Source organism: Streptomyces sp. NPDC000345, assembly GCF_042898825.1.
In the GTDB taxonomy this organism is placed as follows: Bacteria; Actinomycetota; Actinomycetes; order Streptomycetales; family Streptomycetaceae; genus Streptomyces.
In genome coordinates this window covers 16,007-40,161 of record NZ_JBIAZE010000026.1, presented here as the reverse complement: position 1 = coordinate 40,161, position 24,155 = coordinate 16,007, and the positions used below count along the sequence as shown (strand labels likewise).

General features: G+C 73.2%; 19 protein-coding genes and 1 pseudogene. 12 read left to right on the top strand and 8 right to left on the bottom strand.

Annotation, left to right across the window (positions count from 1 at the left end; all coding sequences use genetic code 11):
- Positions 1-8 precede the first annotated feature (8 nt).
- Positions 9-806 (bottom strand): PspA/IM30 family protein, encoded by a 798-nt coding sequence (locus ACFY30_RS38355; RefSeq protein ID WP_390849772.1) that lies wholly within the window; start codon positions 804-806, stop codon positions 9-11.
- A gap of 310 nt (positions 807-1,116) precedes the next feature.
- Between ACFY30_RS38355 and ACFY30_RS38350 the strand changes: the two genes are divergently transcribed.
- From ACFY30_RS38350 to ACFY30_RS38340, 3 genes are all read left to right on the top strand, one after another.
- A complete protein-coding gene (locus tag ACFY30_RS38350; RefSeq protein WP_390849771.1) occupies positions 1,117-1,713 on the top strand; it encodes a DUF3043 domain-containing protein in 597 nt (198 codons plus the stop codon).
- An 83-nt stretch (positions 1,714-1,796) separates the two neighbouring features.
- Positions 1,797-2,507 carry a class I SAM-dependent methyltransferase gene (locus ACFY30_RS38345; protein ID WP_390655767.1) on the top strand — a complete coding sequence of 237 codons (711 nt, stop codon included), beginning with the start codon at positions 1,797-1,799 and terminating at the stop codon, positions 2,505-2,507.
- A gap of 68 nt (positions 2,508-2,575) precedes the next feature.
- Positions 2,576-3,646 carry a S1C family serine protease gene (locus tag ACFY30_RS38340; protein WP_390849770.1) on the top strand — a complete coding sequence of 357 codons (1,071 nt, stop codon included), beginning with the start codon at positions 2,576-2,578 and terminating at the stop codon, positions 3,644-3,646.
- Positions 3,647-3,695: 49 nt separating this feature from the next.
- On the opposite strand, the gene ACFY30_RS38335 is transcribed toward ACFY30_RS38340, so the two are convergent.
- Positions 3,696-3,908: a hypothetical protein gene (locus ACFY30_RS38335; protein ID WP_055633266.1), complete on the bottom strand. Its 213-nt coding sequence runs from the start codon at positions 3,906-3,908 to the stop codon at positions 3,696-3,698.
- A 114-nt stretch (positions 3,909-4,022) separates the two neighbouring features.
- Between ACFY30_RS38335 and ACFY30_RS38330 the strand changes: the two genes are divergently transcribed.
- Positions 4,023-5,231 (top strand): bifunctional adenosylcobinamide kinase/adenosylcobinamide-phosphate guanylyltransferase, encoded by a 1,209-nt coding sequence (locus ACFY30_RS38330; RefSeq protein WP_390849769.1) that lies wholly within the window; start codon positions 4,023-4,025, stop codon positions 5,229-5,231.
- Between the two features lie 32 nt (positions 5,232-5,263).
- Here ACFY30_RS38330 and ACFY30_RS38325 read toward each other — a convergent pair whose 3' ends face one another.
- Complete coding sequence (locus tag ACFY30_RS38325; protein ID WP_390849768.1) at positions 5,264-6,187, bottom strand: class I SAM-dependent methyltransferase; 924 nt, start codon at positions 6,185-6,187, stop codon at positions 5,264-5,266.
- 150 nt (positions 6,188-6,337) lie between these two features.
- Between ACFY30_RS38325 and cobT the strand changes: the two genes are divergently transcribed.
- From cobT to ACFY30_RS38310, 3 genes and pseudogenes are all read left to right on the top strand, one after another.
- On the top strand, positions 6,338-7,438 hold the full coding sequence (cobT, locus tag ACFY30_RS38320; protein WP_390849767.1) for a nicotinate-nucleotide--dimethylbenzimidazole phosphoribosyltransferase: 1,101 nt from the start codon (positions 6,338-6,340) through the stop codon (positions 7,436-7,438).
- A gap of 62 nt (positions 7,439-7,500) precedes the next feature.
- Complete coding sequence (locus tag ACFY30_RS38315; RefSeq protein ID WP_390849766.1) at positions 7,501-9,231, top strand: phosphatidylglycerol lysyltransferase domain-containing protein; 1,731 nt, start codon at positions 7,501-7,503, stop codon at positions 9,229-9,231.
- Positions 9,228-9,923: pseudogene (locus ACFY30_RS38310) on the top strand (hypothetical protein); the annotation flags it as partial. The gene ACFY30_RS38315 and the pseudogene ACFY30_RS38310, both read left to right, overlap by 4 nt.
- A gap of 13 nt (positions 9,924-9,936) precedes the next feature.
- Here the strand turns inward: ACFY30_RS38310 and ACFY30_RS38305 are convergent.
- Positions 9,937-10,692, bottom strand: coding sequence for a hypothetical protein (locus ACFY30_RS38305; RefSeq protein WP_390849765.1), 756 nt, complete (start codon positions 10,690-10,692; stop codon positions 9,937-9,939).
- A 73-nt stretch (positions 10,693-10,765) separates the two neighbouring features.
- Between ACFY30_RS38305 and ACFY30_RS38300 the strand changes: the two genes are divergently transcribed.
- Complete coding sequence (locus tag ACFY30_RS38300; protein ID WP_390849815.1) at positions 10,766-11,545, top strand: adenosylcobinamide-GDP ribazoletransferase; 780 nt, start codon at positions 10,766-10,768, stop codon at positions 11,543-11,545.
- A 103-nt stretch (positions 11,546-11,648) separates the two neighbouring features.
- Here the strand turns inward: ACFY30_RS38300 and ACFY30_RS38295 are convergent, their stop codons facing one another.
- From ACFY30_RS38295 to ACFY30_RS38280, 4 genes are all read right to left on the bottom strand, one after another.
- Entirely contained in the window at positions 11,649-12,476 is an 828-nt protein-coding gene (locus ACFY30_RS38295; RefSeq protein ID WP_390849763.1) for an endo alpha-1,4 polygalactosaminidase, read from the bottom strand.
- Positions 12,473-13,933 carry a hypothetical protein gene (locus tag ACFY30_RS38290; protein WP_390849814.1) on the bottom strand — a complete coding sequence of 487 codons (1,461 nt, stop codon included), beginning with the start codon at positions 13,931-13,933 and terminating at the stop codon, positions 12,473-12,475. Before ACFY30_RS38290 ends, ACFY30_RS38295 begins: the two co-directional genes overlap by 4 nt.
- A 53-nt stretch (positions 13,934-13,986) precedes the next feature.
- Positions 13,987-15,525 (bottom strand): GT4 family glycosyltransferase PelF, encoded by a 1,539-nt coding sequence (pelF, locus tag ACFY30_RS38285; protein WP_390849762.1) that lies wholly within the window; start codon positions 15,523-15,525, stop codon positions 13,987-13,989.
- Between the two features lie 151 nt (positions 15,526-15,676).
- Positions 15,677-17,713 (bottom strand): hypothetical protein, encoded by a 2,037-nt coding sequence (locus ACFY30_RS38280; protein ID WP_390849761.1) that lies wholly within the window; start codon positions 17,711-17,713, stop codon positions 15,677-15,679.
- A 408-nt stretch (positions 17,714-18,121) separates the two neighbouring features.
- Between ACFY30_RS38280 and ACFY30_RS38275 the strand changes: the two genes are divergently transcribed.
- The 4 genes from ACFY30_RS38275 to ACFY30_RS38260 all read left to right on the top strand — a co-directional run bounded on the left by ACFY30_RS38275 (position 18,122) and on the right by ACFY30_RS38260 (position 24,116).
- The gene (locus ACFY30_RS38275) at positions 18,122-19,660 is read left to right on the top strand and encodes a leucyl aminopeptidase (RefSeq protein ID WP_390849760.1); all 1,539 of its coding nucleotides are present in this window, start codon (positions 18,122-18,124) and stop codon (positions 19,658-19,660) included.
- Positions 19,661-20,039: 379 nt separating this feature from the next.
- Complete coding sequence (lpdA, locus tag ACFY30_RS38270) at positions 20,040-21,428, top strand: dihydrolipoyl dehydrogenase (protein WP_390655755.1); 1,389 nt, start codon at positions 20,040-20,042, stop codon at positions 21,426-21,428.
- A gap of 59 nt (positions 21,429-21,487) precedes the next feature.
- Entirely contained in the window at positions 21,488-23,251 is a 1,764-nt protein-coding gene (sucB, locus tag ACFY30_RS38265) for a 2-oxoglutarate dehydrogenase, E2 component, dihydrolipoamide succinyltransferase (RefSeq protein WP_390849759.1), read from the top strand.
- Between the two features lie 241 nt (positions 23,252-23,492).
- On the top strand, positions 23,493-24,116 hold the full coding sequence (locus ACFY30_RS38260) for a GntR family transcriptional regulator (protein ID WP_390655753.1): 624 nt from the start codon (positions 23,493-23,495) through the stop codon (positions 24,114-24,116).
- The last annotated feature ends 39 nt before the right edge of the window (positions 24,117-24,155 follow it).

The following is a 24,155-nucleotide window of genomic DNA, read 5'->3' as shown; positions in this document are numbered from 1 at the left end:
CCGGGCTGTCACTGCTTGTCGAGGCGCGGGGTGTCCTGCGGCTGCTGCTGGGGCTGCGCCTGGTTCGTGCCGCCTTCGATGGCCTGCTGGCCGGATGAGGTGCCTCCGGCGAGCTCCGCCTTCATGCGCTGCAGCTCCAGCTCTACATCCGTACCACCGGAGAGCCGGTCCAGCTCGGCCTGGAGGTCGTCCTTCGCGATGCCGGTGGGGTCGTCCAGGGCGCCGGAGGCGAGCAACTCGTCGAGGGCGCCGGCGCGGGCCTGGAGCTGGGCGGTCTTGTCCTCGGCCCGCTGGATGGCCAGGCCGACGTCGCCCATCTCCTCGGAGATGCCGGAGAAGGCCTCGCCGATGCGGGTCTGTGCCTGGGCGGCGGTGTAGGTGGCCTTGATGGTCTCCTTCTTCGTACGGAAGGCGTCGACCTTGGCCTGCAGGCGCTGGGCCGCGAGAGTGAGCTTCTCCTCCTCGCCCTGCAGCGTCGCGTGCTGCGTCTCCAGGTCGGTGACCTGCTGCTGGAGGGCGGCGCGGCGGGAGAGCGCCTCGCGGGCGAGGTCCTCCCGGCCGAGCGCGAGCGCCTTGCGGCCCTGGTCCTCCAGCTTGGAGGACTGCGACTGCAACTGGTTGAGCTGCAGCTCGAGGCGCTTGCGCGAGGTGGCGACGTCGGCGACGCCGCGACGGACCTTCTGCAGGAGCTCCAGCTGCTTCTGGTAGGAGTAATCGAGGGTCTCGCGCGGGTCCTCGGCCCGGTCAAGGGCCTTGTTCGCCTTCGCGCGGAAGATCATCCCCATACGCTTCATGACACCGCTCATGGGCTTCGCGCGCCCCCTTCTGACGTCCAGCTCCAGCTCTGCGACAGAACCCACAGTACGGGCCCTGCATCCATTGACGCACTGTTCGGGGACGGATGCGCTCCTCCCCGAGGACGACTGACCGTGGGCCTGCTCCGGCGTGAGGAGTAGGTGGCCCTCAGGGTCAGCGGTGGCTCACCCCCCTGCGTCCCCTCTTCCCGGGGTTTCCCCCCATCCGTCCCGGTCCGTCTTCACTACAGACGACTGGTGTTGCCGGATCGTTCCCCGCGGGGCTGGGGTCCATGCCCGCGAGCGCTTACCCTTGGGTTTTGTGTTCCGTAGCCGTGCCAAGGAAGAGAAGGCCCCCGCCGACAAGGCGGCCGTGACCGACTCCAAGCAGCCCCGTGACCCGCAGGCCCCCAAGGGCCGGCCGACCCCCAAGCGCAGTGAGGCCCAGTCCCAGCGCCGCAGCGTCGCCAACACGCCGACCTCGCGCAAGGAGGCGTCCAAGCGTCAGCGCGACGAGCGCCGCGCCCAGCTGGAGCGTCAGCGCCAGGCGCTGGCGGGCGGCGACGAGCGGTACCTGCCGGCCCGTGACAAGGGCCCGGTCCGCAAGTTCGCGCGCGACTTCATCGACTCGCGGTTCAACGTGGCGGAGTTCTTCCTGCCCATGGCCGTGGTCATCCTCCTGCTGAGCCTGGTCCGGGTGGCCTCGCTGCAGACGATCGCGCTGCTGCTGTGGCTGGTCGTGATCGTGCTGATCGTGCTCGACTCGCTCGTCACCGGCTTCCGGCTGCGCAAGCGCCTCACGGAGCGCTTCCCCGACCAGAACCGCCGTGGCGCGGTCGCCTATGCGCTCATGCGCTCCCTGCAGATGCGTCGGCTCCGGCTGCCCAAGCCGCAGGTCAAGCGCGGAGAGCGGCCCTGAGCACGACGGCTTTCTCCGGGGGAGCGGCCGCGGCCTGGCTGAGCAGGCTGGGCGGGCTGCGCGATGTCGTACGGCAGGAGCTGGTGGCCCGGCAGCTCGACGAGCAGATCGCGGGACGCTATCCGGTCGGGCAGCGGCTGCGGGTGCTCGACGTCGGGATGGGGCAGGGCACGCAGGCACTGCGACTGGCCCGGCTCGGCCACCAGGTGACCGGCCTGGAGAAGGACGCGACGATGGTCGCCGCGGCCCGCGAGGCCCTGTCCGGGGAGCCGGAGGGCATCCGGGAGCGGATGCGGATCATCGAGGGCGACGGCCGGGACACGGGCGTGCACTTCCTGCCCGGCAGCTTCGACGTGGTGCTCTGCCACGGCGTGCTGATGTACGTCGAGGAGCCGGACGCCCTGCTGGCGGGACTGGCGCGGATGCTGGCCCCGGGCGGGCTGCTGTCGCTGCTGGTGCGCAACGCGGACGCGCTGGCCATGCGGCCGGGACTGGCCGGCGACTGGGCGGGGGCGCTGGCCGCCTTCGACACCGTGGCGTACACGAACCGGCTGGGGCTGGACGTGCGCGCGGACCGGCTGGCGACGCTGACCGACACACTGGCCGGGATCGGGGCTCCGCTGCAGGCCTGGTACGGCGTGCGGGTGTTCACCGACACGGCGGCGGACGGGACCGGGATCCCCGGGGACCCGGAGGACGCCGAGGCGCTGCTGGCCGTCGAGGAGCGCGCGGGGCGGACCGATCCGTACCGGAGCGTGGCAGCGCTGCTGCATCTGTGCGGGGTACGCGGCTGACCGGCGCGGTCCGCTCGTTCGGGTGAACCGGACAAGCCGGGCCTTCACCCCGAGGAGAGACTCGGGGCATGGACGCTTCCCCCACTCGTGTCCGGGGACTCGCCGCGCTCGCGTGCTCCGTCGCCCTGCTCGCGGGGTGTTCCGCGGCCGGTCCGCCGCCGGCGAGGACCACGACCACGCAGGCCGCGCCCCGGGCCACGACGGCTCCCCGGCAGCCGGGGAGCGAGTTGCAGCGGGCGTACCAGAAGGTGATCAAGGACGTCCTGCCGTCGGTCGTGCAGGTGCAGTCCGCCGACGGCCTGGGGTCGGGTGTCGTCTACGACGGCAAGGGTCACGTCGTCACCAACGCGCACGTCGTCGGCGGCGGGCGGACCTTCCGGGTCACGACCGCCACCAGCGAGGAGCCGCTGCGCGCCACCCTCGTCTCCTCCTACCCCGAGCAGGACCTGGCGGTCGTCAAGCTGGACAAGGTGCCGGACGGGCTGAGGGCGGCCGAGTTCGGTGACTCCTCGAAGGTCGAGGTCGGGCAGATCGTGCTGGCGATGGGCTCGCCCCTCGGCCTGTCGTCGAGCGTGACGCAGGGCATCGTCTCGGCGACCGGACGGACCGTCAGCGCGGGCGACGGGGACGGAGGGCCGGGGGTGACCATCGCGAACATGGTGCAGACGTCCGCGCCGATCAACCCGGGCAACAGCGGCGGCGCGCTGGTCGGCCTGGACAGGCGGGTCATCGGCATTCCGACGCTCGCCGCGACCGACCCGGGCCTCGGCGGGGCCGCGGCCGGCATCGGGTTCGCGATCCCCGCCTCGATGGTGCGGACCGTCGCCGGACAGATCGTCAGGAACGGCAGGGTCACCGACTCGGGCCGGGCGGCGCTCGGGATCACCGGGCGCACCTTCGTGGACGCGGGCTTCCGGCCGGCCGGGGTCGCGGTGGTGGAGGTGCGCGAGAAGAGCGCGGCCGACAGGGCGGGCCTGCGGGCCGGGGACGTCGTCACCGCGCTGGGCGGCAGGTCCGTCACCACCGTCACCTCGCTGACGGAGGCGCTGGCCGAGGAGAAGCCCGGGGCGCGCACGACGGTGACGTTCACCCGGGACGGGGACGAGAAGAAGGCGGACGTGACCCTGGGCGAGCAGTGAGACGGGGGCCGCCCCGGTGCGCGGCGTCCCCCGTCCTACGGCTGTGCGGCTACGCCTCGTTCGCGTGCAGGCTCATGGGACCGTAGATCTCGGTGGAGTCCTCGAAGAGCCGCACCTGGTCCGCGCCGCCTTCGAGCAGGGCCTTCCACTGTTCCCCGATCCAGGACTCGGCGTCCCCCTGGGTGGTGAACTCCTCCGGCTCCACCGCGGGCTGGACCTCCGTCCCGTCGGCCTTCTCGAACCGCCACGTCCATGCCGCCATGTACGCCTCCCTGATATGAACACGTGCAGAGCAGAAGCCGGATCTTGGTCCGGCTCCTGCCGTGCAGCCTAGTCGGATGCGCAAGACCAGGTCAGACACGCGAAAATCAGGTTCGTGGACGTCACTCTGCTCGGTACCGGTGCCCCCGCGGGACTGCCCCGCCCCGACTGCCCCTGCGCGGTGTGCGCGACCTCGCTGGGTCCGCGCGCGCGTGCGGCGACCTCGTTGCTCGTGGACGGGGCGCTGCTGCTCGATCTGACGCCGGGGGTGGCGTTCGCGGCGGCGCGGGTGGGGCATTCGCTGGGCGGCGTACGGCAGGTGATGCTGTCGCACCCGCACGACGGGCCGCCGGTGGAGGTGCCGGCCGGGCTGCCGCAGCCCGGCCGGGTGTCGGACGGGCGGGAGCTGGCGCTGCTGACGGGGCATCGGGTGCGGGCGGTGGCGATGGACGCGCCGGGGACCGGGTACGCGGTGACCGGTCCCGACGGGCAGCGGCTGCTGTACCTGCCGCCGGGGGGCGCTCCGGCCGGCCTCGAGGAGGGGGCGGAGCCCGCCGAGCGGTACGACATGGTCCTGGCGGATCTCGTGGGGCGGCCGGACGCGCTGGCGAAGCTGCGGGCGGTGGGTGCGGTGGGGCCGACGACGGACGTCGTCGCCGTCCACCTCGACCATGACGTGCCGCCGGGCGCGGAGTTGACGCGGCGGCTCGCGGCGGCGGGGGCGCGGGCGGTGCCGGACGGGGCGACGCTCGTGGTCGGGGTGTACGAGGACGTGCCGGACGTCCCGCGCCGGACGCTGGTGCTGGGCGGGGCGCGGTCGGGCAAGTCGGTGGAGGCGGAGCGGCGGCTGGAGTCGTTCCCCGACGTGCTGTACGTGGCGACGGGGGGTTCGCGGGGCGGGGACACCGAGTGGGCGGCGCGGGTGGCGACGCACCGGGAGCGGCGGCCGGGGTCGTGGCGTACGGCCGAGACGTGCGACCTCGTGCCCCTGCTGGCGGAGGACGGGGCGCCGTTGCTGATCGACTGTCTGTCGTTGTGGCTGACGGACGCGATGGACTCCGTGGGGGCGTGGGACGACGCGGAGTGGGCGGACGGGGGTGAGCGGGCGCTGCGCTCGCGGATGGCCGAACTGACGGCGGCGGTGCGGGGGGCCCGGCGGACCGTGGTGCTGGTGTCGAACGAGGTGGGGTCGGGAATCGTGCCGGCCACGGCGTCGGGGCGGCGCTACCGGGACGAGTTGGGGCGGTTGAACGCGGCGGTGGCGGGCGAGTGCGAGGAGGTCGTGCTGGTGGTGGCGGGGCAGGCGGTGGTGCTGCGGGGGTGAGTCCTCCGCAGCACCCGTCGGCGGGCCCTCGGTCAGCCGGGACGTCTGCGGGCGATCACCCGGTAGGCGTTGGAGAAGCGGGTGCGGCTGAGGACGGGGGCCAGGGTGCGGTCCAGGACGGCCGCCACGGCCGCCGCGGGGAGGGCCGCGTGGTGCAGGCGGGTCCGGGTCAGTCCGCGGAAGACGGCCACGGAGAGGTCGTGGGGGGTGTGCGGGGAGCTGCGGTCCGTGGTGACGATGTCGCAGCCCCGCAGCTCCAGTTCCGTGCGGAGGTTGGCCAGGGGGATCAGATGGAGGTGGCGGGGCTGGTCGTAGGCGTGCCACCACTTGCCCAGGACGGCCGCGGACGCGCTGGCGGGGTCGGCGAGTTCCAGCAGCAGGTGGCCGCCCGGGCGCAGGGCCGTCAGGGCCGCGGCGAGTTCTTCCCGGGGCTCGCGGGTGTGTTCGAGGTGGTGGAGCATGCTGACGACGTCGTACCGGCCGCGCAGCCGGGCCAGGAGCTCGGGGCTCGTCAGCCGGCCCTGGTGGGCTTCGTCCAGCCGGCCCGCCGCCGCGGCCCGCCGCACCCTGGGGGTCGGGTCCACCCCGTCGAACGCCGTGTAGGCGAAGAGTTCCCTGGCCGTCGCCGGGAAGGCGGCGCTCCCCGTGCCGACGTCGAGCCAGCTCTCCGGCTCGGGGAACGGCAGCATCGCGCGGGCCGTCGCCCGCAGGCGCCTGCGGCTGAACCGCTCCTCGCCCCGGACGTCGTACAGCGCCAGGCCCTCGGGGGTCAGGCGCGGGTTCTGGAAGGCGTGGGCGCAGTCCCGGCACTCGTCGAGCACGAAGGTGCCGGGTCTGCGATGCCGCAGGTCCGGTGCGCGCAGCCGGGTGCGCAGGCGCTTCGAGCCGCACCAGGGGCAGTCGTCGCGGCGCGGATCGTGGACCGGCCTGGGCACGGTTCTGGGCCTGGAGGGCATGAGCGGCTCCGGAGAACAGAGAACAGGAGCTACGACATTCCGCAGCAAAGCGGAACGTATGGGATACCGATCTTGGGTGCAAAGACGTCGCGGGGGTGTGGTGCCGATGTGGCGCCGGACCGCCTGGCGGGGGCCGGTACTGTTCGGCGAATGAGCTCGCTTAATCTCGACGACTTCACCGATCTGATCGAGCGCCCCGACGGCGGCGTGCGCCGCGACGCGGAGGCCCGCCGGGAACGCCAGATCGTGCCGCCCGGATCGTTGGGGCGCCTGGACGAACTGGGTGAGTGGCTGGCGGCGGCGCAGGGCGCGGTGCCCGTGCGGCCGGTCGTACGGCCGAGGGTGGTGCTGTTCGCCGGCGACCACGGCGTCGCCGGGCTCGACGTCTCGGCCCGGCCGGCGGGCAGCGCCGCGGAGTTGGTGCGGGAGATCCTGGAGGGCGCCCGCCCGGTCGCGGTGCTGGCGCGCCGGCTCGACGTGCCGGTGCGGATCGTGGACATGGCTCTGGACTGCGAGCCCGGCACCTTCCCGGAGGACGTCGAACGGCACCGGGTGCGGCGCGGCAGCGGCCGCATCGACATCGAGGACGCCCTGACCGCGGAGGAGGCCGAGGCGGCCTTCCGGGCGGGCGTGGCGGTCGCGGACGAGGAGGCCGACTCCGGTACGGACCTCGTCGTCCTCGGCGATGTGAGCGTCGGCGGGACCACGGCAGCCGGGGTACTGGTCGCCGCGCTGTGCGGAACCGACGCCTCCGTGGTGACCGGGCGGGGCGGCGAGGGCATCGACGACCTGGCGTGGATGCGCAAGTGCGCGGCGATCCGGGACGCGCTGCGGCGGGCGCGGCCGGTGCTCGGGGAGCAGCTGCAACTGCTGGCGACGGTGGGCGGTGCCGACCTCGCCGCGATGACGGGCTTTCTGCTGCAGTGCGCCGTACGGAAGGTGCCGGTCGTCCTGGACGGTGTCGTCGCGGCCGCCTGCGCGCTCGTCGGGCAGCGGATCGCGTTCCGGGCGCCGGACTGGTGGCTGGCCGCGCACAAGAGCGGTGAGCCGGGGCAGGCGAAGGCGCTGGACCGGATGGCGCTGGAGCCGCTGCTGGACCAGGGTGTGAAGGTCGGCGAGGGCGCCGGGGCACTGCTGGCGCTGCCGCTGGTGCAGGCCGCGGCGGCTCTGGCGGCGGAACTGCCCGAGAAGCCCGAGGCGGCCCCCGAGAAGCCGGAGCAGGACACCGGGACCACCGAGGACATCACCTAGCGAAAGGGACAGGCGACCCAAAAGAGCGGTTTCCGTGAAGTGCGGCCATATGATCACCGCTCATGGGAAACCCCCGGGTCGCCGCCGTCCTCGCCGTCTGGTATCTGCGTGCCGTCGCCTTCGTCAACTTCCTCAGCGCGGTGTGGGTCTCCCTGGGACAGGACGTGCGGCGGCACAACCAGGAGGACTTCTTCACGCCGTATCTGCTGACGGCCGGGTTCGCGTCCGGGGTGTTCACCGCGTTCCTGGCCGTCACCATGCGGCGGCGCAAACGGGCCGCCTGGATCCTCAACCTCGGCCTGAGCGGGGCCTTCCTGGCGCTGTTCGCGCTGGCCATGGCGTTCCCCGAGATCCGCCGCCACCCGCAGAACTGGGTGTCGCTCGTCCTCACCGCCGCCTTCGTGACCGCGCTGCTCGTCGGCCGGACCGAGTTCTACGCCAAGGGCGACCGCGCCAATCCGCGGCTCGCCGCGGCCGTCGGTCTCGGCGGACTGCTCGTCACCTCGCTGCTCGCCGCGCTGCTGGTGACGCTCACCGACCGGGCCCCCGCCCCCTCCACGTTCCTGGAACGCTGGCGGTACGGCGCGCTGCGGCTGGTCTCGGTGGCCGCCGACGACTACCGCGTCCCCGGCATCGCCCCGCCCACCTGGGTCGACGTCACCGTCAACGTGCTGAGCACGGTCCTCGTCCTGGCCGTCCTCTACGCCGCGTTCCGTTCCCGGCGCGCCGTCGACCCGCTCACCGAGGACGACGAGAAGCGGCTGCGGGAGCTGCTCGACCGGCACGGAGAGCGGGACTCGCTCGGGTATTTCGCGCTGCGCCGGGAGAAGAGCGTGTGCTGGTCGCCGACCGGGAAGGCGGCCGTCGCCTACCGGGTGGTGGGCGGGGTGTCGCTGGCGTCCGGGGATCCGATCGGGGACCCGGAGGCCTGGCCGGGGGCGATCGAGCCGTGGCTGGCCGAGGCGCGGGCGCACGGGTGGATCCCGGCGGTGATGGGGGCGAGCGAGGAGGCCGGGACGGTGTACGCGCGGCACGGACTGGACGCCCTGGAACTGGGGGACGAGGCGATCGTCGAGGTCGCCGAGTTCACCCTGGAGGGCCGGGCCATGCGGACCGTCCGGCAGGCGTACAACCGGGTGCGCCGGGCCGGGTACACCGTGCGCGTACGACGGCACGAGGACATCCCGGCCGACGAGATGGCGTACCTGCTGCGCCGCGCCGACGACTGGCGGGACGGGCCGACCGAACGCGGGTTCAGCATGGCGCTGGGGCGGCTCGGGGACCCGGAGGACGGCCGCTGCGTGATGCTGGAGTGCGCCGACGCCCAGGGGCGCCTCAGGGCGCTGCTCTCCTTCGTGCCGTGGGGCCCGCACGGGCTCTCCCTGGACCTGATGCGGCGCGACCGGGACTGCGACAACGGCCTGATGGAGTTCATGGTCATCGAGCTCCTCCGGCGCGCCCGCGAGATCCGGATCACCCAGGTGTCGCTGAACTTCGCCATGTTCCGCTCGGTCTTCGAACGGGGCGCGCGTCTGGGCGCCGGGCCGGTGCTGAGGCTGTGGCGGTCGCTGCTGAGCTTCTTCTCCCGCTGGTGGCAGATCGAGTCGCTGTACCGCGCCAACGCCAAGTACCGGCCCATCTGGGAGCCCCGCTTCCTGCTCTTCGAGAAGAGCGCGGACCTGCCCCGCATCGGACTCGCGTCGGCACGCGCGGAGGGGTTCCTGACGACCCCGCCCACGGCGCCGGGGCTGCCGAAGTGGCTGCACCGCGAGCGCCTGGAGACCCACCGGTGAACCCGATCGCCCGCTGGGCCCGCACCGAGTGGGGGCCGCTGTACGAGGCCGTGCGCCAGCCCCTAGTGGAGCGGCGGTGGCGGGCGGCGCCGATGACCCTGGGCGCGGTGTGCCTGACGTCGGTCCTGCAGGTGGCGCAGAACCAGCCCTGGGGCTACGGGCCGGTGCAGGGCCTGGGCGCGGTCCGGGCCGAGGACCCCTTGTGGCTCGCCCTCCTGCGCACCCCGCTGTCGCTCTTCGTCCCCGCCCTCGACCTGCCGGTGTGGGGTGCGCTCGCCCAGATCCTGCTGGTGTTCGGCCTCGCGGAGCTGTGCCTGGGCTGGTGGCGCACCCTGGCCGTCGGGTACGCCGCGACCCTCGCCGGCACCCTGTACGCCCGTGCGGGCATCGCCCTCGGCGCGCTCCCCGTCGCCGACGCCCAGGTGGTGGACACCGGCCCCTCGGCGGCGGTGGTGGGCCTGGCGGTGTTCCTGGGCCGGCGTCATCGGGCGTACGGGACGGCGGGGGCGGTGATCGTGGCGATGGTGGTGGAGGTCCTGCTGAAGGACAACCTGGCGGGCAGGGAGCATCTGGCGGCGATCGCTGGGGTGGCGGTGCTGTGCGCCTGCCGTCGCGGGCCGGGGCGCCGGGTCCGCGGGGCGTGGGGGTCCGCGCGACCGGCCGCGTCGGCCCCGGGCGCGCCCCGCAGCAGGCCCGCCCGTCCCCCTAGGCGCCGCGTTCCAGCTCCGCAGTCGTCTTGCCGCCCAGCCAGTCCCCCACCACCCGGCGGGGCCCCGCCCATCGCCGGTCGTGCCGGTAGGCCCGCAGAACCGCCTTCGCCCGGGTCTTCGGCCGCCGCCGGTAGAAGCGGCGGGCCCACGGGGACCCGGGCCGCGCCACCCGTGCCAGGCCGATCAGGCCGAAGAACGGGATGAAGACACTGAAGACCGCCATCTTGACCTTGCCCTTGAACAGCACGGCCAGCGAGAAGAGGAAGTTGACCGCGACGGTCGCGAGGACGCTCCCCCGGTCCTGGAGCTCGTCGTCGCTCAGGCCGTCGACGCCGAACGGCGCGGCCCCCACCAGCAGCAGTCCGACGAGGGCGGCCGTCAGCACGACGGCCTCCACGCTCTTGCGCCCCGCCTCCGTCCAGTACACGTCGTCGAGGTGCAGGATCAGCGCGAACTCGTCGAGCACGAGGCCCGTACCGATCCCGAAGATCACCGCGAAGGCGGCGGAGCCGAACCCCTGCCGGCCGCTGGCCACCGCCCCGAAGCCGCCCGTGACGGTCAGCACGACCCCGGGCACGACGTGGTGGATGTGCACCCCGCCGGAGCTGATGTTGCCGAAGGGCCCCCTGCCCGCCCGGATGAGCCGGGTGACGGCCCGGGTGATCAGGAAGGTGAGGACGAACGCGGTCAGCGCGAGGAGCAGGGGGAGTTTTCCCGGTTCCACGATGTTGCGCTGCAGCCAGTGGCCCATGTCCCCAGTCTCGCGGGGAGCGGGGTGGGCCGCCTCGCGGGAAGGGCGTCCGGGCTAGTCTGCCGACGTGTTCATGACCTCGGCCGTCGACGGTCTCCGCTTCGCCTTCGGCACCCTCACCGTCCTCCCCGTCAGGGTGACCCGCTGGGACCGGGAGGCGGCGCGCGGCGGCATGCTGAGCGCCCCCGTGGTCGGGCTGGTCGTCGGGTGCTGCGCGGCCGGACTCGGTCTGCTGCTGCTCCTGCTGGGCGCGAGCCCGCCGCTGGCCGCCGTCGCCTCCGCCGCCGTACCCGCGGTCCTCACCCGCGGACTGCACCTCGACGGGCTCGCCGACACCGCGGACGGACTGGGCAGCGGCAAGCCCGCCGAGGACGCGCTGCGGATCATGAAGCAGTCGGACATCGGTCCGTTCGGTGTGCTCACGCTCGTGTTCGTGCTGCTGGCGCAGGTGGCCGCGCTGGCGCAGCTCTACGGCGAGTCCTGGGCCCGGGGTGCCGTCGCCGCCGTCACCTCGGCCGTGGCGGCCCGGCTGGCGCTCACCCTGGCCGCCCGCGCCGGCGTCCCGGCCGCCCGTCCGGAGGGGCTGGGCGCGGCGGTCGCCGGGGTGGTGCCGGTGCCGGGCGCGCTCGCGGTGACGGCCGTGTGCATCCTCGGCCCGGCGGCCTGGGGGGCGTTGTCCGGCGGGTACGGCGGTGTCCGTACGGCCGTCGCGGTCGTCCTGGCGCTCGCCGCCGCCGAACTCCTCCTGCGCCACTGCACACGCCGCTTCGGCGGGGTCACCGGGGACGTGTTCGGCGGCCTCGCGGAGACGGCGGCGACGACCGCGCTCGTGGTGCTGGCCCTGGCCGGCTAGTGCCGCGCCAGGGGTGCCGTCGCCCGCGGCGGGCGCCACCGTCGCACGAGCCCCAGGGGGTGTTTCGAAAGTCCCGCACAGCACCCGCGGCGCACCGACCGCCCTAGCAGGCCCTGCGCCAGGCGCCCAGTTCGTACTTCTTGAGCAGGGAACTCAGCTTCAGGCGCCTGGACTCGGGGCAGAAGCGGCTGGTGGGGAGTTCGTACTCGACGTGGAAGACCGCCTTGTCCGCCTCGGTGAAGGGGGTCAGCTCCTCGCACTCGCCGTACTGGGCGCACTGCTCGTTGACCGCGAAGTCGAAGTCGTCGACGAGGGCGGGGATCTGGTCGAGGTCGTTCTTCAGGCCGACGGACATGCCCCGCTCGTGGGCGAGGCGGGCGATCAGGCGGTTGTAGCGGAGCTGGTCGGCCGCCGTCAGCGGGAAGCCGGTGGTGTTCTTGTAGCCGTCCATGTTGTCCGGCTCGACCGCGTCGAAGCCCTTGTCGCGGCACATGTCGAGACGGGCCGCCATCAGGGGTTCGAGGACGTCGGTGCGGCGGATGTCGAGCCAGCTCTCGCCCTCCCAGCCGTTGCCCTTGCCCCGCACCGCCTCGGGGAAGTCGCCGGCGTCCGGGCGCCAGTCCTCCCAGGCGCCGGTGGAGAGGTAGCAGATGACCTTGCGGCCGTCCGCGTGCAGAGCGTCGACGGTCTCCTCTCCGTGGTCGAAGCCGTCGATGTCGTACACCGGGACGTCGACGGAGGTGTCCAGCTTCCCGCTGAGCTGCCACTGCCAGTCGGTGCCGGCCCGGGGCCGCCAGCGCGTCCCCGGGTCCGTCTCCGCCGACTCCGCCGTCTGCGTCCCGCCGCCCCCCGGCTTGTCGTCGGGGGGCGGCGTGCAGCCCGTGAGCAGCAGGAGGAGGGACGCGGCCGCGAGGAGGGTGCGCGTGTTCATCGGTGGGCCGTCGCCCTTCCCAGGAGTGTGCGGACCAGCAGCGCCTGGACGGCGGCCGCCGTTCCGTACACCGTAAGGGCAAGGTGGTGCGGGTCCGCCGCGTGGGTGCGCAGGGCGACGGTCTGGGCGAGGGCGGCCGCGCAGCAGACGGCGGCCGTGCCGCGGACGGCGCCGAAGGACTGCAGCAGCAGCCCGGTCCACAGGACCACGCCCAGCAGGAGCAGGCCCGCGAGGCGTACGCCGGTGAGGCCGGGCGCGTCCGGCCACAGGGCCGTGGCGGCCAGCCCGAGGGCCAGCAGGACGAGCAGGTAGCCGGACAGGCACTCGGCGCCGGTGCGCAGCGCGGCCCGCCGGAAGGCGCCCGGGGTGCCGGTGGAGCGCAGCCCGGCCAGGCTGCCGCTGCGGAAGCGGTACAGCAGCCATTCGGCGGGGCCCATGCTGAGGGTGAGCGCAACGGCGGCGGGTGCGGCCAGGGCGCTGTGCTCCTCCCCCGCCAGTACGTCCCCCAGCGCCGCGTACAGGACGAGGGCGCCGGTGCCGAGGCCGAACAGGGCGTACGGGAGGGAGCCGGAGAGCCGGGGCCCGTCGCCGGACCGGGAGAACGGGCGCCGCCACTCCTTCGCCGAGGGCGCCACTTCCCACAGGCCGAGCAGCATCACCGCGGCCAGGGAGCCCAGCAGCAGGGTCAGGCCGGCCGGCGCCGGGAGTGGACGGACCAGCGACAGCAGGGCGCCCGCCGTCATCGGCGCCAGGGCGGCCGGCAGGGCGCGTTCGCGGCCCAGGACGAGCAGGGTGGTGGACGCGCCGAGGTAGCAGGACTGGCCGGCGGCGAACGCCACGGCCGTCCCGTCGGCGGGCCCGGCCACGGCCAGGGCGGTCAGCACGCCGAGCAGGGCGCCCACCGGGGCCCCCACGAGGAGGCAGCGGCGGGCGGCCGGCCGGTTGCCGAGCCCCAGCCAGGCGTACGCCCGGTGGGACAGCCCCTGGTTCCAGGTCCAGCCCAGCAGCGCGCCGGCCAGCAGCGGGACCGTGCCCGCGGGGAGCCCGAGGGCGCCGGGCGGGCCGGTCAGCAGGGGGGCGCCGAGGACGTACGCGAAGCCGGGCAGGGCGAAGACCAGGCCGCGCAGGAGACACGCGCGCAGGCCCACCCGCCAGGGGTCGTCGGGCGGGCCGTCGGGTTCCGGATGACGGCGCGGGACGCGGGCGTAGAGCTCCTCGGCGAGCGCGAAGGAGTTCCGGGCGCCGTAGCGTTCGCGGATCCGGTCGTCGGAGAGGCCGTCGGACTCCAGCAGGGCGGCTATCTCGTCCGGGTGGACGGCGGCGGCCACGGACTCGTCGAAGCGCTCGGCGAGTTGGTCGACGGGGTCGGGGGCGGCCCAGGAGGGCGTCGTCGTGCGCTGCCGGGGGACGGCGGGCGGCCCGGCCGTGTCCCGGCGGGTCGTGTTCCCGCCGGTCAGGTTCCGGCCGGCGGTGCCCGGGCCGGTGGTGTCGCGGCCGGTGGTGTTCCGGTTCACCAGTCGGTCCCGTCCGTCGCGACGGCGCGGTACCACGGGTCGCGCAGTTCCTCGGTCCAGTCGGCGACCGTCTCGACCGTGGGTTCGTAGACCTCGGGCAGGCCGGCGAGCTCCTGGTAGATCGTGCGGAAGTTGTCGACCGAGCGGCGGAGCGTGAAGCGGTCGATGACCCGCCGGCGGGACAACTCCCCGAGTTCCAGGCGCTGCTCGTCGTCCTTGAGGAGGGTCAGGGCGGCCGCGGCCATCTTCTCCGGCTCGCGCGGCGGGACGACCAGACCGGTGTCGCCGACGGCCTCGCGCACTCCGCCGACGTCCGTCGACACCGTCGTACGGCCGCAGGACATGGCCTCGATGATGGAGAACGGGAAGCCCTCGGAGATCGACGACAGCATCACGACATGCCCGGCGGCGTAGGCGCGCCAGACCTCGGTGACCCGGCCCTCGAAGGTGAGGCCGTCGGTGACGCCGAGTTCGGCGGCGAGCTTCTCCAGACGGGTGGCGTACTCCTCGCCGCCGGGAGGCACCGGGCCGAACAACCTCAGCCGGGTCTCCGGGAGTTCGGCGCGGACCAGGGCGTAGGCGCGCAGCAGGGTCTCGAGGTCCTTGATGGGGTCCACGCGGCCGCACCAGGTCAGGGTGGGGACCTCGGGCTCGGGTCCGGCGTGCGGGAAGGCGTGCGGGTCGACGCCGTTGTAGACGGTGCGGATCTTGCCGGGGTCGGCGCCGCCGCGCTCCTCCCAGCGGCGGTTGTACTGGTTGCAGGGGGTGATGAGGTCGGCCGTCCGGTAGCCGAGGGAGTTCAGGGCACGGTGGAAGCCGAGCATGAAGGCCTTCACCGGCCAGCGGCGCACCTCGCGGCGGCTGCCGAGGTAGCGCTCGCGCAGGTAGATGCCGTGCTCGGTGAGGAGGAAGGGCACACCGTCGAAGTGCCGGGCGGTGAGGGCGGGGAGGGTGGCGAGGCCGCTGCTGACGGCGTGCGCGACGGTGCCCGCCGTGCCGTCGGCGGACCGCGCGATGCGGACGCCCAGCGGGCGCAGGGCGTGTTCCAGCAGGTCGGTGGCGGTGAGCGCGTCGTGCACGGTGGGGGCCGCGGCGGCCGTGGGCAGGTGCGGCATCGTCCATATCCACATCAGCGAGCGCAGCGCGGTCTCGCTGCGCAGGGCCGCCGACAGGCGTCCCGCCCGGGCGAGTTCGGCCAGCTCGAAGAGGCTCTCGCCGAAGTCGCAGGGCGCCTCGGGGTCGAGGAAGGACAGCAGGAGACGCTCGTAGGCGTCGGCGAAGCGGCGCAGATCCCTGCCGTACGGCGGGCGGTCGCGGCCGGGGCGCGGGCCCCAGGTGGGCACGGTGGTGTGACGGTGGACGTTGTGCGGCAGCTCCCAGGTCACGGGTTCCCGGCCGCTGCCGGAGATCGAGACGAGGTGGAAGTCCACCTCCGGCATGCCCTTGACGAGCTGGTCGCACCAGGTGCTGACCCCGCCGTGGACGAGTGGGTAGGTGCCTTCGGTGAGCATGGTGACATGACGGCCTGTGCGCATGGCTGCGCCGCTTCCCCCTGTGTGGTGCGGATGATGTGGGGGAACCGCGGACCGGATTCCGGCCGCGGGCCGTGGTGGCCGGTCGCGCGGTTCCCCGCGCCCCTTCAGGGCGCTCTCCCCCCGGGCTGTGCCCCTCGCAGGGCGCCGGTGTCTACGGCAGTCTGAGCGTGACCGAGGTCTGCAGGCCGGTCGGCGTGGTCCAGTCCGAGCGGCTGCCGGCGTACGGCGTGCCGAAGACGGAGCTGCCGATGAGCTGCTGCTTCTTCGTGCCCTCCGGTGCGGTGACCGGGATCTGGGTGCCGTTCGGCGCGGTGATCGTCACGGTCGTGCCGATGCGGTAGGCGGTCACCTTGTTGGCGGCGACGGCGGCCTGCCAGGCGGCGCGGCGCTGGAGTTCGGTGCCGATGGCGCTCTGGCGGAGGTTCTGCAGAGGGGTGTTGTCGGCGAAGAGCGCCTCGTAGTCGGTCAGCACCTTCTCCATGACCGGGTACAGCAGACGGTCCTCGGCCAGGTTGGACTGGTGCGCGTAGTGCGGCCGCGGGTCGTTGCTGATGGCGTGCCCCAGGTCGGTGCGGGCCTCCTGCGGGACGATGTGGTCGTCGTAGCCGGTGTCCGGGTCCAGCGGCTCGGCCAGGCAGGTGGAGGACGCGTTGTTCTCGCAGATGCCGCTGCCGCCGTCGGCCTGGGAGGTGTAGATCCAGTTGTACTCGTCGGCCATCTCGGCCTTGGTGCCCGTGTTGTAGTACACGTTCATCGGGTAGCGCGGCACGGTCAGCGCCCGGCCCACCGCCCGCTGCTCGGGCTCGCGCGAGTTGTCCGAGGCGATCCACCTGACGCCGTTGTCGGAGAGGGCGCCGGCCAGGTTCGGGTTGTCCTCGGGCTGCTGCGGCAGCGTCTTCAGGCCCGAGTGCTCGCCGGTGACCAGTTCGGTGCGGTCGATCGGCAGCCCCTTGGCGGCGGCCCAGTTGTCGTTGTCGCGGATCTGCGCGGAGATGTCGGCGCGGCTCATGTACTGGGTCGAGCCGTCGGCGTTCTTCGCGCAGCTCCACGGCACGGTGGAGGTGTCCTGGACGCAGCCGAGGAACGGGTGCGTGTAGGTGTGGTTGATCCAGCGGTACCTGGCCTTGTCGGCGAGGAGCCGGTCGGCCATGGCGTCGGTGCCGCCGTTCTCGGTCTTCCACTCCTCCCCGGCGCCGGCGTTGTACACCATGTCCATGGTGAAGCCGTTTTCCTGCTGCCACTGGGCGGCGTAGGCCGCGTCGGCCTCCGTCATCCGGATGGGCGTGCCGTCGTCGTCCCCGCCGCCCACGCAGTCGATGTCGCCGGGCGTGCAGTTGCGCTCGGCGTCCCAGCGGGCGTCGGGTGCGAAGACGTCGTCGACGTGGACCGCGAAGTAGTTGCGGGCCTGGCCCAGGTGGATGCCCTGGGTGAGCCACTCGACGATGCCCCGGGCCAGCAGCCGGAACTGCTGCTGGTACTGGTTGTAGGCGAACGTCACGACCAGCTCGCGGCGTCCGTCGTGGGCGTACTCGCCGACCAGGCTGCCGGTGCCGCCGTCACCGGGCAGGGGCGCGTCGACGTAGCTGGTGTAGCCGGCCCGGGGCGCCGCCAGGTAGCCGTAACTCTCGCCGATCGCCGGCGAGTTGTCCTCGAAGGTGAAGCCGCCGTCGAGATAGCCGAACCAGCCGGTCCGGCCGGCCGTGCTGACGGACGCCTGCTGCCCGTCGAGGGAGCCGGCGTAGGACGCGTAGTCCAGGCCGACCTCCGGGTGCGCCCAGGTGTAGGCGTCGACCTGCGGGATGCCGTACGTGTTCTCGTACGCCTCCAGCGCGGTCTGCTCGGCCGAACCCGCCCCGAACGGTGCCTCGTTGGGCAGCACGACGCCCTGGAACCTGGCCCTCGGCGTCCCGTTCACGGTGTCGGCCAGGAAGGCCGCGGTGATCGTCGGCCGGCTCGCGGAGTTGAGGTCGACGACGGTGTACGGGATGCCGGTGCTCTTGAGCTGGGCGGTGATCGCCTGGACCGGGCTGTCGCCGTTGTCCACGACCAGGACCCTCAGGTCGATCCGCGGCTCCCCCGCCGCGGCGGCGCCGGGTGCCGCCCCCAGACTCAGCGCCGTCAGCCCCGTGGCCGCCAGGAAAGCGGCGGCGTTTTTGGCGGTTCTCCACATGCGCGCGGGGTGCGCCATGGTGTGTCCTCCCCCAGAGATGGATCTCCTCGCGCGGGACATGGCTGTGCCGATGCGGCGGAGAATCCGTGGAAATCATGCGAAGCGGCGAAGTGATCTCCTCGCCGGAACCCGACGAGTGTGACTCAGGTCATGGAGTGCGAGGATCCAGAAGTGGCTACGACGCCACCGACAGGTGAACGCTCGCGTGCATGAGCGAATGCGCAGGCACGCGTACGCTCGTTGCGGGGTTCGTCACGCCGGTTCGCCGCGCCGGTGGGACCGACCCCGGACGCGACCGCTTCTCCGGCCGGGACCGGACCGTGCCGTCGGGACTCCGACAGCACGGTCTAGGGTCTGCTGCCGGGCCCGGTCGACCCACACATTCCGGCCACAGCAACTTCACATCGGAAGCGAGATTTCACCACCGTGACTGCTCTCACTCTCAGCACCGCCGCGGCGCCCGGCCTCCGGGCCGACGCGATCGTGATCGGTGTCGCCAAGGGCACTGCCTCCCCGTCCGGGGCCCTGATCGTTGCCCCGGGCGCCGAGCCCGTCGACAAGGCCTACGAGGGCCGCCTCGCCGGCGTGCTGGAAACCCTCGGCGCCACCGGCGCCGAGGGCGAGGTGACGAAGCTGCCCGCCCCGGCCGGCTTCAAGGCACCCCTCGTGCTCGCGGTGGGGCTGGGCGCGGAGCCCGAGAAGGACGCGTCCTTCGACTCCGAGGCGCTCCGCAGGGCGGCCGGCGTGGCCGCCCGCACCCTCACCGGGTCCAAGAAGGCCGCCTTCGCCCTGCCCCTCACGGACGCCGGCGACGTCGGCGCGGTCGCCGAGGGCGTGGTGCTGGGCGCCTACTCCTTCGACGCGTACAAGCAGAACGGCGGCGACGCCAAGGCCAAGAACGCCAAGGCGCCGCTCGCCGAGGCCGTCCTGCTCGGCGGGAAGCCGCGCGACGCCGCCCACAAGGCCGCGCTCGCCCGTGCCGCCGCCGTGGGCGAGGAGCTCAACCGGGCCCGCGACCTGATCAACATGCCGCCGAACGACCTCAACCCGGAGGCGTTCGCCGCCCTGGCGCAGACCGCGGCCAAGGAGCACGGCATCAAGGTGCAGGTGCTCGACGAGAAGGCCCTGGCCAAGGGCGGCTACGGCGGCATCCTGGGCGTCGGCGGCGGCTCCGCGGCGGCTCCGCGCCTGGTCAAGCTGTCGTACACCTCCTCGAAGGCGGACAAGCACCTCGCCTTCGTCGGCAAGGGCATCACCTACGACTCGGGCGGCATCTCGCTGAAGCCGGCCGGTCACAACGAGACGATGAAGTGCGACATGAGCGGCGCGGCGGCGGTCTTCGCCGCCGTGGTCGCCGCCGCGCGGCTGGGGCTCCAGGTCAACGTCACCGGCTGGCTGGCGCTCGCCGAGAACATGCCGTCGGGCACCGCCACCCGCCCGGGCGACGTCCTGCGCATGTACAGCGGCAAGACCGTGGAGGTGCTGAACACCGACGCCGAGGGCCGGCTGGTCCTCGCCGACGCGCTGTGGGCGGCGTCCCAGGAGAAGCCGGACGCGATCGTCGACGTGGCGACGCTGACCGGCGCGATGATGCTGGCGCTGGGCAGCCGGACGTTCGGGATCATGGCCAACGACGACGCGTTCCGCACGGCGGTGTACGAGGCCGCCGAGGAGGTCGGCGAGCCGGCGTGGCCGATGCCGCTGCCGGAGCACCTGCGCAAGGGCATGGACTCCGCCACCGCCGACATCGCGAACATGGGTGAGCGGATGGGCGGCGGGCTGGTCGCCGGTCTGTTCCTGCGCGAGTTCGTGGGCGAGGGGATCACCTGGGCCCACCTGGACATCGCCGGGCCGGCGTTCAACGAGGGGGGTCCCTTCGGGTACACGCCGAAGGGCGGCACCGGGACGGCCGTGCGGACCCTGGTGCGGCTCGCGGAGCTGACCGCCGCGGGTGAGCTGGGCTAGCCGCCTGGGCTGGGGAACTGTGCGCCTGATCACTCGGTTCCGTCCGTCCGTGTGGCGGGTGCGGGCCGTGTGTGGCCGGTCGCGCAGTTCCCCGCGCCCCTGGGTGGGACCCGTCACGCCCGTCACCAGGGAGGCCGTCCGGCCGCGCCCGCGCGGCGGGGCCGGGGGCCGATACGGCCCCGCGCTGCTGCGGGACGCTCATCTGAACGTGGGACGTCTCACACCCCGGCCCCGTGTCTCGTCGGCCTCCGACAAGTGCGAGGATGGGCGTCGGCAGGACAGGGCCCCACCACAGGGCCGAAGAAGAAGAGCGGCCGGACATCAGCCGCCGGCGGTCAGCGACGACCGGCGCACGGCGCACATGCATGGAGGACGTGACGTGGCGAACGACGCCAGCACCGTTTTCGACCTAGTGATCCTCGGCGGTGGTAGTGGCGGTTACGCCGCGGCCCTGCGCGGGGCGCAGCTGGGCCTGGACGTCGCCCTGATCGAGAAGGACAAGGTCGGCGGCACCTGCCTGCACCGGGGTTGCATCCCCACCAAGGCCCTGCTGCACGCGGGCGAGATCGCCGACCAGGCCCGCGAGAGCGCGCAGTTCGGCGTCAAGGCCACCTTCGAGGGCATCGACATCGCCGGGGTCCACAAGTACAAGGACGGCGTGATCTCCGGCCTGTACAAGGGCCTGCAGGGGCTCGTCGCCTCCCGCAAGGTGACGTACATCGAGGGTGAGGGCCGGCTGTCCTCCCCGACCTCCGTCGACGTCGGCGGACGGCGGGTCGAAGGGCGTCACGTGCTCCTCGCGACCGGCTCCGTGCCGAAGTCGCTGCCGGGCCTGGAGATCGACGGCGACCGGATCATCTCCTCCGACCACGCCCTCGTCCTGGACCGCGTGCCGAAGTCCGCGATCATCCTCGGCGGCGGTGTCATCGGCGTCGAGTTCGCCTCGGCGTGGAAGTCCTTCGGCGCGGACGTCACGGTCATCGAGGGTCTGAAGCACCTCGTCCCGGTCGAGGACGAGAACTCCTCGAAGCTGCTCGAGCGCGCCTTCCGCAAGCGCGGCATCAAGTTCAACCTCGGCACCTTCTTCCAGAAGGCCGAGTACACCGCCGACGGCGTCAAGGTCACCCTGGCCGACGGCAAGGAGTTCGAGGCCGAGATCCTGCTGGTCGCGGTGGGCCGCGGGCCCGTCTCCGCCGGTCTCGGCTACGAGGAGCAGGGCGTCGCGATGGACCGCGGCTACGTCCTGGTCGACGAGTACATGCGGACGAACGTCCCCACCATCTCCGCCGTCGGTGACCTGGTCCCGACCCTCCAGCTCGCGCACGTCGGCTTCGCCGAGGGCATCCTGGTGGCGGAGCGCCTGGCCGGTCTGAAGACCGTCCCGATCGACTACGACGGTGTCCCGCGGGTGACGTACTGCCACCCGGAGGTCGCCTCCGTGGGTATCACCGAGGCCAAGGCCAAGGAGATCTACGGCGCGGACAAGGTCGTCGCTCTGAAGTACAACCTGGCGGGCAACGGCAAGAGCAAGATCCTGAACACCTCGGGCGAGATCAAGCTCGTCCAGGTCAAGGACGGTGCCGTGGTCGGCGTCCACATGGTCGGCGACCGCATGGGCGAGCAGGTCGGCGAGGCCCAGCTGATCTACAACTGGGAAGCGCTGCCGGCCGAGGTCGCCCAGCTCGTCCACGCCCACCCGACGCAGAACGAGGCGCTCGGCGAGGCCCACCTGGCCCTGGCGGGCAAGCCGCTGCACTCGCACGACTGACCCTCGGTCGACGAAGCGACGACACAGACTTCCGCAACTCGTAAGGAGCAACCGAAACCATGGCGGTTTCCGTAACCCTTCCGGCGCTCGGCGAGAGCGTCACCGAGGGCACTGTCACCCGCTGGCTGAAGGCCGAGGGTGAGCGCGTCGAGGCCGACGAGCCGCTGCTCGAGGTCTCCACCGACAAGGTCGACACCGAGATCCCCGCGCCCGCCGCGGGCATCCTGGCCTCCATCAAGGTCGCCGAGGACGAGACCGTCGAGGTGGGCGCCGAGCTGGCGATCATCGACGACGGCACCGGCGCCCCGGCCGCCGCCCCGGCCCCGGCCGCCGAAGAGGTCGCCCCGCCGGCTCCCGAGCCGGCCCCGGCCGCCCAGCCCTCCACCGAGCAGGCCGCTCCCGCCCCGGCGCCCACCGCCGAGGCCGCCACCGGCGCCGGCTCCGCCGAGGGCACGGACGTGGTCCTGCCCGCGCTCGGCGAGTCCGTCACCGAGGGCACCGTCACCCGCTGGCTGAAGTCGGTCGGCGACTCCGTCGAGGCCGACGAGCCGCTGCTCGAGGTCTCCACCGACAAGGTCGACACCGAGATCCCCGCGCCCACCTCGGGTGTGCTGCTGGAGATCACCGTCGGTGAGGACGAGACCGCCGAGGTCGGCGCCAAGCTCGCCGTCATCGGTGCCCCGGGCGCGGCTCCGGCCGCCGCTCCGGCGCCTGCCGCCCCGGCCCCCGCCGCCGCTCCGGCGCCCGCCCCGGCTCCGGCGCCCGCCGCCCCGGCGCCCGCCCCGGCCGCCGCCGCTCCGGCCCCGGCCGCTCCGGCCCCCGCGCCGGCCGCTCCGGCTCCGGTCGCCCCGGCTCCGGTCGCCCCGGCTCCGGTCGCGCCCGCCGCCCAGCCCACCGACGAGGGTGCCTACGTCACCCCGCTGGTGCGCAAGCTCGCCGCCGAGAACGGTGTCGACCTGGGCTCCGTCAAGGGCACCGGCGTCGGCGGCCGTATCCGCAAGCAGGACGTCATCGCCGCCGCCGAGGCCGCGAAGGCCGCCGCCGCCCCGGCCGCCGCCGCTCCGGCCGCCGCGAAGAAGGCACCGGCCCTGGAGGCCTCCCCCCTCCGCGGCCAGACCGTGAAGATGCCCCGCATCCGCAAGGTCATCGGCGACAACATGGTCAAGGCGCTGCACGAGCAGGCCCAGCTGTCCTCGGTCGTCGAGGTCGACGTCACGCGGCTGATGAAGCTGCGCGCCAAGGCGAAGGACTCCTTCGCGGCCCGTGAGGGCGTCAAGCTCTCCCCGATGCCGTTCTTCGTGAAGGCGGCGGCCCAGGCGCTGAAGGCCCACCCGGTCATCAACGCCAAGATCAACGAGGCCGAGGGCACGATCACCTACTTCGACACCGAGAACGTCGGTATCGCGGTGGACTCGGAGAAGGGCCTGATGACCCCGGTCATCAAGGGCGCCGGCGACCTCAACATCGCCGGTATCGCCAAGGCCACGGCCGACCTGGCCGGCAAGGTCCGCGGCAACAAGATCACCCCGGACGAGCTGTCCGGCGCGACCTTCACCATCTCCAACACCGGTTCGCGCGGTGCGCTCTTCGACACGATCATCGTGCCGCCGGGCCAGGTCGCGATCCTCGGCATCGGTGCCACGGTCAAGCGTCCGGCCGTCATCGAGACCGAGGAGGGCACGGTCATCGGCGTCCGCGACATGACGTACCTGACCCTGTCCTACGACCACCGTCTGGTCGACGGCGCCGACGCGGCCCGTTACCTGACCGCGGTCAAGGCGATCCTGGAGGCGGGCGAGTTCGAGGTCGAACTCGGCCTCTGATCACCTCGTCAGACAGTACGGCGCCCCGCCCGGGCTTCCCGGGCGGGGCGCCGCTGTTCGGCACGGGCCGGCTCCGACCGCCCGGGGGCGCCCGGCCGCGGCGCCGCACACCGCGGTGTGCGCCTTGTCTCACCTGCGTAAAAGCGCCCCCGCGCGCCCCTCGGGAAAGCACTCGCGGCCGTATTGTCTAAACGTCAAACGCCCCCGGGGCCGATGGGCGGCCCCTCCTTAAGGAGCACTCATGACCGCGCCCGTCGTCCACTCGCTGCGCGAACAGATCCGCGAGCACATCGTGGAGGGGATCGTCAGCGGGCGCTGGAAGCCGGGCGAGCGGATCGTGGAGCGCCGGATCGCCACCGAGCTGGAGGTCAGCCAGACGCCGGTGCGGGAGGCGCTGCGCGAGCTGGAGTCGCTGCGGTTGATCGAGTCCGCGCCGAACAAGGGCGTACGGGTGCGGAATCTGACCGCGGCCGATCTGGAGGAGAGCTACCCGGTCCGGGCCGGTCTGGAGGCGATCGCGGCCGAGCTGGCGGCGGCGCGGCTGGCCGAGGACTGCTCGGCCCTGGAGCCGCATGTCGCCGCTCTCTACGAGGCCGACCGCAACGCCGACGGCACCGCCCAGGTGCGGCACACCGTCGGCTTCCACCGGGAACTGGTCCGGGCGGCCGGCAACTCGGTGCTGCTGCACACCTGGGAGGGCCTCGGCATCGAGGTGTTCACCGCCCTGTCGATCCGCTGGCTGGGGACGCGGCAACAGTCGTACGCCGAGGAGCACGAGGAGCTGGTCCAGGCGTTCCGGCGCCGGGACCCGCGGATCGCCGAGCTGGTGAAGGCGCACGTCCTCGGCTGCGCGCCGCGCGCGTAGTTCAGCGGAGCGTACCCACGCTCATACGTGGGCCCTCAC

Excerpts from the sequence above, each read along its gene's own strand:
- ACFY30_RS38355 (WP_390849772.1), bottom strand. The coding sequence starts at position 806 with ATGAGCGGTGTCATGAAGCGTATGGGGATGATCTTCCGCGCGAAGGCG.
- ACFY30_RS38340 (WP_390849770.1), top strand. The coding sequence starts at position 2,576 with ATGGACGCTTCCCCCACTCGTGTCCGGGGACTCGCCGCGCTCGCGTGC.
- ACFY30_RS38335 (WP_055633266.1), bottom strand. The coding sequence starts at position 3,908 with ATGGCGGCATGGACGTGGCGGTTCGAGAAGGCCGACGGGACGGAGGTC.
- ACFY30_RS38325 (WP_390849768.1), bottom strand. The coding sequence starts at position 6,187 with ATGCCCTCCAGGCCCAGAACCGTGCCCAGGCCGGTCCACGATCCGCGC.
- cobT (WP_390849767.1), top strand. The coding sequence starts at position 6,338 with ATGAGCTCGCTTAATCTCGACGACTTCACCGATCTGATCGAGCGCCCC.
- ACFY30_RS38315 (WP_390849766.1), top strand. The coding sequence starts at position 7,501 with ATGGGAAACCCCCGGGTCGCCGCCGTCCTCGCCGTCTGGTATCTGCGT.
- ACFY30_RS38305 (WP_390849765.1), bottom strand. The coding sequence starts at position 10,692 with ATGGGCCACTGGCTGCAGCGCAACATCGTGGAACCGGGAAAACTCCCC.
- ACFY30_RS38300 (WP_390849815.1), top strand. The coding sequence starts at position 10,766 with ATGACCTCGGCCGTCGACGGTCTCCGCTTCGCCTTCGGCACCCTCACC.
- ACFY30_RS38295 (WP_390849763.1), bottom strand. The coding sequence starts at position 12,476 with ATGAACACGCGCACCCTCCTCGCGGCCGCGTCCCTCCTCCTGCTGCTC.
- pelF (WP_390849762.1), bottom strand. The coding sequence starts at position 15,525 with ATGCGCACAGGCCGTCATGTCACCATGCTCACCGAAGGCACCTACCCA.
- ACFY30_RS38280 (WP_390849761.1), bottom strand. The coding sequence starts at position 17,713 with ATGGCGCACCCCGCGCGCATGTGGAGAACCGCCAAAAACGCCGCCGCT.
- sucB (WP_390849759.1), top strand. The coding sequence starts at position 21,488 with ATGGCGGTTTCCGTAACCCTTCCGGCGCTCGGCGAGAGCGTCACCGAG.
- ACFY30_RS38260 (WP_390655753.1), top strand. The coding sequence starts at position 23,493 with ATGACCGCGCCCGTCGTCCACTCGCTGCGCGAACAGATCCGCGAGCAC.